Raw genomic sequence first — 7021 nt, 5'->3', positions numbered from 1 at the left:
GGATGTCCTCCACCAGGGCGACCGGACGGTATTCGATCTCGCACGCGCCGGCATGGACCAGCGTTTCGAACCGGCTGTAGACACATTCATATTCGTGCGTGCCATGCAGCGTGATGCCCACCCCATCCAGCGACAGCCCGCCCCCGCCATGCGACAGCACCAGCCTGCGCCCGTTATTGAGGGTCCATGCGATGTCCCACACCTCCGTCCCGCGATGGGTCCAGTCGAATATCCCCTCCAGCCCGGATGACAGGGTGGGCGTGGTCCACTGCACCTGCGCGGTGCAGGGGGTGGCGGCCCCCGTGGGGATGTCAAGGATGGCGTCGCGCACGAACAGCGGTTCGTCCATCACCGCGCAGGCGATCGACAGGGCGTTGATGCCCGCGTCGAACACGCCATGGCCGCCGGGTTTCCAGAACCAGTTGGCGCCGGGGTGCCATTTCTGCACGCTTTCGCGCCATGTGATGCGCATCGCGCGCATGCCGTTGGCCGAAAGCAGTTGGCGCGCCGGGGCGATGGCCGGGGCGCAGGTCGCGTGCCACGATGTCATCAGCGTGCGCCGTGCGTTGCGCGCCAGGCGGTGCAGGTCCATCGCCTGCGACAGGATGGGCGTGGGCGGTTTTTCCAGCAGCACATGCCACCCCGCCGCCAGCGCCTGCGCCGCCAGCGCGTAATGGGTGGCGGGCGGCGTGCAGATCGCGACCGCGTCCACCTCCAGCCCCGACTGGATCAGGGTGGACATTGACGAAAACATCTTGGTCCCCTCCGTCGCCGCCGCCCACCATGTCACCGGCGCGGGGTTGACGCCCGCGACCAGGGTGAAGCCCCGATGCGCGCGGATGACCGGGACATGCTGCGTATTGGCGATCGTGCCCGTGCCGATGATCGCGATGCGGATGGGCCGTGGCGTGCGCGACGCGATGCCGGGTGACGCGGGGGAAGGGGGCGTGGGTACGGTCATGCGGGCGGTCCCTGTACAGGCGGCATGCAGGCCGATGGTCCGGGGGCGCGGCCATGACCTGTTGGCGGTGATGGGACATCATCATTGCGGCATTGCGCGCCACTGTCCAGCCACAACCCCGGCGTGTGGCGGGATTATCGCCACCACCAGGCGTCACGCGGGCGTGACGGCGCGCGCGGTGGCGGATTTGGGCTTTTCAATTCCCTGCAACTCCATCACAGTGCGCGCGACAGGGGGCCTGCGCGGTGGCAGGCCGGATGTGCGTAAAAGGATTGCGGACATGAAGAAGACAGGTGGCGTTGTGGCGGTGCTGTCGGTTGTGGCGGCCACGCTGATGGTGGGGGCGCGGCCCGCCCATGCGGTGTCGGAGGCGATGCTGGATTCCCTGTATATCGACCCGGCGGTCCATCTGCCGGCGGCAAGCCCGGCCTTTCCCGAATATGACATCGACGCCGACTGCGCCAACGAATTCGGGGACGAGGTGAAATACGCCTGCGTCTCCGCCGAGAAGGAAAAGGCCGCCGTCCTGCGTGGCGTGTGGGATGAATACAGGGACGCCGACAGGGTCGCCTGCCAGCAGCAGGTCACCGCGCAGCGCCATATCCAGCTGTACAAGAACCTTGCCTTCTGCGTGGACCAGCGCCGCTATGACGCCTACATCCGCCACCACCCCGAGGCCGCACGGCAGCACTGACGGCGGATATTGCGGGGCATGACACACGGACGGGGAATGTCGCCATGGTCATGAAGCCACAGAAGCCATACCTGCTGGTTTCATGCAGGAAGTGCGGGTGGGAACAGTTTTACCACCAGACAGGCGATGTCTTCCTGTACAGCCCCACATGCCCGGAGTGCCATTCTTCGGATGTGGCCCTCAGGCAGATGAGCTTCTGGGGCAAGGTCGCGCACCAGCTGAAAAAACAGCTTTGAACGCCGCCCGGCCCCGGCAGCAAGCGCGCTCCGCGCTCCATTAAAACTCATGGTTTCCAAAGGGCAATGCCCTTTGGTGGGCGGGCGGGGGCAACGCCCCTGAGGCCCACGCCAATCAGTCCGGCATGATATGGCATTCGGCCGTATTGTGGCTGTGGTCGTAATCGACATTGATGTTGTCCCCATCGCCATGCACCACGCGGTGCGGCCGGGCCAGCAGGGGGGAGAACACGGATTTCGTGGTGTCCATGTCGGCAGGGTGCACTCCGGCGGCATCGGCGATGCTGTCGGGCAGGTTCCATGTCATCAGGGGCGCGTCGAGGTGCGTGCGCACGGTGTCGTACTGCGCCGGGTGATGGGCGATCCATGAAGGGGAGAGCCACATCAGGAACGGCACGGCGTAATCCTGTTTCAGGTCGCCATGCTGCGGGTGCCCGGCGGTGCATTCCGTCACGCGCACCCCATGGTCGGCCACATGGAACAGCATGTTGTCCCCCGGCAGGGCGCGCAGCATGTCGGTGACCTGTGCCAGGACATGGTCGCTGTAGGCGATGCTGTCGTCATAATCCGACCCGAAGCGGGCATAGGAACGGGGGAAGCGGTCGGCCACGAATTCATGGCTGCCGAAGATGTGCACGACAATGAAGGTGTTGCCGTGCGCGCCCCGCAGGGCCTGCGCGACTTCGGGCAGCAGGGCCTCGTCCAGTTTCGGGCGGCTCATCATCCCGCCATGCACGGTGGTATAGACGACGTGGCGCGCCTGTTCGGAATAGGCGCCGATCACGCTGTCATACGGGCCAAGGCGGGGATGGTTGCTGATCCACCATGTGTCATAGCCCGCGGCGTTGAACAGCGAAATCAGGTCGTGCTGCGTGATGCGTGGCGACAGCACGCGGTCGAACTGCGACAGGATGACGGGCACCGCGCCCACCGTGTAATCGAACGGCGTCACCATGTCGCCAAAGCGCAGGAGGCCATCCTCGCGCTCCATCTCCGGCGTGTCGGGCACGTGGTAGCCATACAGGTGCAGGTGGTCGCGTCGCGCGCTTTCGCCAATCACCAGCACCACGACATGCGGCGGATCGCGGTCGGGCGGGGTGGTGAAATGCACCGGCTGGTGGTTCATCCGCCGCGCCATGTCGGTCACGCGCCGGGTTTCATGCCGCCCGGCAAGGTAGCCCGCGACCAGGTTCCATGGATAGGAATGGTCATAGAAATCCTCCAGCCCATAGAACGGGTTGTAGTTCACGGCGCGGTGGAAATTCTCCTGGTTCAGTTGCATGACCCGCGCGCCCATCGGCACCACCAGCAGCAGCGTGAACCACCGCAGCCAGCCATGCCGCCCCCATCCCGACGCCAGCACCGGCCCGCGCGGCCGCGCCAGATACGCCCCGGCCGCACCAGCGCACGCCCCCACCCACAACACCAGCCACGGCCAGAACGCATGTAGGTATCCCATGATGACCGGGAACGAGCAGTAAAACAGCACCAGCCATAACTGCACGCCGGGCAGGCGCCCCGTCAGGTGGACATGATACAGCGCCATGGGCATCAGCAGCAGCGCGGGCAGCAGCGCCACCACCACCAGCCGCCGCCGCCCCAGCGCCGCCATCAGCAGCATGGCCGTCGCCACGCTGCGCACGATGCCATGCACCGACAGCACCGAAGGCGACAGCGCCGTGGCGACAAGAAGCCAGAACCAGGGATCGGGACGTGGTGAACGCGACAGGAAACGGCGGAAAAAGGCGATTGTCATGGACCCGGAAAGACTGTTTCGCACACGACAGCATGCGTCCCGGCCCATACGCAATGGGGGCAGGAAGGATGAAACGATCTGTAATACAGCCAGCCGCCGCCGCGAACCCCTGTGTGGTGGGCCTACAGCCTCAGGGGCCTTGCCCCTGAAACCCCACCAAAGGGCATTGCCCTTTGGAAAGCATGACTCCGAATGAAACAGGGGGCAGGAAGCATCGTCGGGCTGTCTGATCCGTGATATGGCTCTTGTCCGCCTGCGTGGGGCGACAGAACATGGAGTGACGATGGCAGACCCACTTCCCCCCGATGGCCCGGTGATCGAGACGCCACGCCTTGTACTGCGCCCGCACCGCCTGTCGGATTTCCATGAATGGCGCGCCATGTTCCTTGACGAGGGGACGCGCCGTTTCCTCTCCTCCCCCCGCCCGAGCGAGGAGGATTCCTGGAACCGCCTGCTGCGCTATATCGGGCACTGGTCGGCGCTGGGCTACGGGCTGTTCGGCGTGTTCGACCGCGCGGACGGACGGTTTGTGGGGGATGTGGGGCTGGCGGATTTCCATCGCGGGCTGGGCGCGGCGTTCGACCGCTGCCCGGAGGTGGCGTGGATCATGACATCCGCCGCCCACGGCAGGGGATACGCGACGGAGGCCGCGCGCGCCGTCCATGACTGGTTCGCGCGCACCCATGGCCCGCAGCGCACGGTGGCCATCATCGACCCGAACAACCACCCCTCCCTGCGGCTGGCGGCACGCATGGGATATCACCCGACGGGGACATGCACCTACCGCAACGCGCCGTGCGTGATGCTGGCGCGTGCGCCGGACGCGGATGTGGCATAGTCGCGCCCGCGCCACCCCGCGCGGGGACGGCAGGCGCATTACATGAATGACGGAATGGAACGCGTAATGAGCGAACGGTACACCCCCGAGATGCACATCCCCGAGACGGACCCGCTGGACGCGATTCCCTTCGTGCCGGATGCGCAGATGCTGCTCATGATCGCGGAAGGCTTCACAAAGGAGGTGCAGCCGGAGCCACCGCCGCCCGTCGCGCCACCGCCGCTGTCGGTGGAGGCGCTGCGCATGGCGGCGGCCCTTGGCGATACGGAGGCGATGATGCAGCTTGGGGTCATCACGGGCCGCGCGGGCGACAGGCCCGGTGCCGTGGCATGGTACCGCAGGGCGGCCGATGTCGGCAACGGGGAGGGGCTGTTCTGCGTCGGGCGCGCGTATCTGCTGTCCGAAGGTGGATATGCGAAGGACGTGCAGGCGGCCATGGCGTGGTACAAACGCTCCGGCGATGCCGGACACGCCGAAGGATACTGGGGCGTCGGGGAGATTTATGACCACGGCCGCCTTGGGAAATGTGACGCCGACGCCGCCCTTCCCTGGTACACCCGCGCGGCGGACGCAGGCGATGTGAAGTCGATGCGCGAGGTTGGGGATTACTGGCTCAGGAAGGCGCGCAAGGCCCCGGACAGCGCAACGCGGGAGGCCGCGCGCGTGCAGGCGCTGCAATGGCTGGCGCGCGCGGCGCTGCATGATGACCGGCGTGCCCTGAACACGCTGGTCGATGCCTACGAGGACGAGGAAGACAACACGCTGGTGGAACAGGACCTTGCCGTTGCCATCAGGCTGCGCCAGCGACTGTTCGCGCTGGGGGCGGGGTGGGAAAACCTCGCGAACCTAGCCGTTTTCTATGAGCAGGGATATGGCTGCCACGCCAATGAAGCGATCGCGGCACTGCTGTATGTCCATGTCCTTGAGGAGATGGAAAAGGACGAATCCGAAGATTTCAGCCTTGACGATCCCGCCCTGCTCCCGCTGCGCGAGCGGACCTGTTTCGAGGCCCACCGGGAGGAACTGTGCACGCTGATGGGCAGGGGGGAGGATGATCCGTTCAATTTCCTCCTGCGCGGCGTCGCGCGGCTGAGCGCGGATCACGCCATCGCGCGTGATTACATGGAAACGCGGTTCTTCGTGCCGCCGCGCGCCAGGGCCTGATGCGCGGGGCATCGCGCATTGCGACACGGCACGGACATGCCGTGCCGCAGGCTGTTTTTTCGACTGAAGGACAAATTTGATGACGTCTGTTTTCCGTAGCCCGGAGGAAGAGCAGAGAAAGAAACGCCTGCTGATTCATGCGCTGATCGACGGGCCGGCGGAGTTGGCCATGAACGTCGATGGCAACAGCTTCCTCAACCGCGTCTTCACGGGGCAGGATACCCTGACGAATGAGCAGTTCGTATACCTGATGCTCAAGCTGTCGAGGGAAGACGCAGTCGACCTGGATTTTACGGATTTCAAGGCGACCAACCACCTCTACTGTATTGCATACCGGAGCTGGAACTTCCTGCTGGAGAAGGGATCGGCCGATCTCAAGACCCTGTTGAAGGAATTCAATCTCTCGCTCCCGTTGAGGGCCCCCGCAGAGGCAGGCGCCGCGCAGCCAGCGGTCATGGACTACGTCATGGACTACCTTGTAAACGGCAGCGTGTCGACGCGCGGGGCGATCGGCCTGGTCCCCGGCCGTACGGACAAGTGGCAGCTTACCCTCGACAGTGAAGGGCTGGATCAGCAATACAGACAGAATGTCGCGCACTATTACGCCGTGTGCGTCAAACTGGCCAGCCACAGGAGCAGCGCCAACCCCGACGGGGTCACCTTCGATCATACCGATCTGATCGGCTACATGCACAGGAAGTTTTCCCTGCCGCTGATCGTCGGGTTCTGCTACGCCAACCGGATGGCTGCCGATGGCTACATCACCACGCTGCAGCAGGGCTCGACATTGATAAAGGTGCTGCATGCCCCCGCGGGCAGTGCCGCCCCCGCCCGCCCCGATCGCGCCGATTCCGGCATCCCGAGCTTCCTGCGGCGCGACAACACGCCTCCCGCCACCCCTGCGCCCGCCGGATCTGGCACCCCCGGTTCTGTCCCCACCGGCTCCGATCCGTACGCCACGGCCCTCGCCCTGTGCGTCATGCATAACAGCGCGAGCGAGGCGCTGTTGGAACGGCACATGGGCATCACGGCGCAGCAGGCGGCCGCGCTCCTGCGGCGCATGGAACATAATGGCGTCGTGACCGTGCCCGGCCAGGCCGGCACCCGCGCCGTGATCGCACATTCCGAAAAGGAAATGGCCGCGATCTGTGCCGTGGCGATGGAGCTTGCGGCACAGCGTCTCACCCTGACCAACACGGCGCTACAGGCCGCGCTGCGGGCACGATTTGGCAACCTGTCGTATGAAACGGTGGAAGCGGTGCTGACCATGCTGGAGTATCGCGGCGTGGTCGGGGCGGCCGCCGGGACCGGCACCCGCACCGTCAACCCGAAGGCAAAGTGGACCACGAACGCCGCCCCGCCTCCCGTCACC

Annotated in this window: 7 protein-coding genes; 4 read left to right on the top strand and 3 right to left on the bottom strand. The window is 65.6% G+C overall.

Annotation, left to right across the window (positions count from 1 at the left end):
• Together KMAL_RS15660 and KMAL_RS17840 are read right to left on the bottom strand one after the other, a co-directional pair.
• Positions 1-961: Gfo/Idh/MocA family protein (locus KMAL_RS15660; RefSeq protein ID WP_110096430.1), on the bottom strand; the 961-nt coding region annotated here is incomplete at its 3' end.
• 153 nt (positions 962-1114) lie between these two features.
• Entirely contained in the window at positions 1115-1243 is a 129-nt protein-coding gene (locus KMAL_RS17840) for a hypothetical protein (RefSeq protein WP_275399306.1), read from the bottom strand.
• Here KMAL_RS17840 and KMAL_RS15655 point away from each other — a divergent pair.
• Positions 1242-1655 (top strand): hypothetical protein, encoded by a 414-nt coding sequence (locus KMAL_RS15655; protein WP_110096431.1) that lies wholly within the window; start codon positions 1242-1244, stop codon positions 1653-1655. The two genes, KMAL_RS17840 and KMAL_RS15655, sit on opposite strands and share 2 nt — an antisense overlap.
• A 351-nt stretch (positions 1656-2006) precedes the next feature.
• On the opposite strand, the gene KMAL_RS15645 is transcribed toward KMAL_RS15655, so the two are convergent.
• A complete protein-coding gene (locus tag KMAL_RS15645) occupies positions 2007-3647 on the bottom strand; it encodes a phosphoethanolamine transferase (RefSeq protein ID WP_110096428.1) in 1641 nt (546 codons plus the stop codon).
• A 283-nt stretch (positions 3648-3930) separates the two neighbouring features.
• Here KMAL_RS15645 and KMAL_RS15640 point away from each other — a divergent pair, with 283 nt between their 5' ends.
• The 3 genes from KMAL_RS15640 to KMAL_RS15630 all read left to right on the top strand — a co-directional run.
• Positions 3931-4485, top strand: coding sequence for a GNAT family N-acetyltransferase (locus tag KMAL_RS15640; RefSeq protein ID WP_110096427.1), 555 nt, complete (start codon positions 3931-3933; stop codon positions 4483-4485).
• Positions 4486-4551: 66 nt separating this feature from the next.
• Positions 4552-5649 carry a tetratricopeptide repeat protein gene (locus KMAL_RS15635; RefSeq protein WP_167400075.1) on the top strand — a complete coding sequence of 366 codons (1098 nt, stop codon included), beginning with the start codon at positions 4552-4554 and terminating at the stop codon, positions 5647-5649.
• Positions 5650-5728: 79 nt separating this feature from the next.
• The coding region (locus KMAL_RS15630; protein ID WP_408887937.1) for a hypothetical protein at positions 5729-7021 on the top strand (1293 nt) is incomplete at its 3' end.

It is taken from the genome of Novacetimonas maltaceti, assembly GCF_002906255.1.
GTDB lineage: Bacteria > Pseudomonadota > Alphaproteobacteria > Acetobacterales > Acetobacteraceae > Novacetimonas > Novacetimonas maltaceti.
This window is presented reverse-complemented; position numbering and strand designations above follow the sequence as displayed.

Bases quoted from the DNA above. Each gene is read 5' to 3' on its own strand.
- KMAL_RS15655 (WP_110096431.1), top strand. From the start codon at position 1,242: ATGAAGAAGACAGGTGGCGTTGTGGCGGTGCTGTCGGTTGTGGCGGCC.
- KMAL_RS17840 (WP_275399306.1), bottom strand. From the start codon at position 1,243: ATGTCCGCAATCCTTTTACGCACATCCGGCCTGCCACCGCGCAGGCCC.
- KMAL_RS15645 (WP_110096428.1), bottom strand. From the start codon at position 3,647: ATGACAATCGCCTTTTTCCGCCGTTTCCTGTCGCGTTCACCACGTCCC.
- KMAL_RS15640 (WP_110096427.1), top strand. From the start codon at position 3,931: ATGGCAGACCCACTTCCCCCCGATGGCCCGGTGATCGAGACGCCACGC.
- KMAL_RS15635 (WP_167400075.1), top strand. From the start codon at position 4,552: ATGAGCGAACGGTACACCCCCGAGATGCACATCCCCGAGACGGACCCG.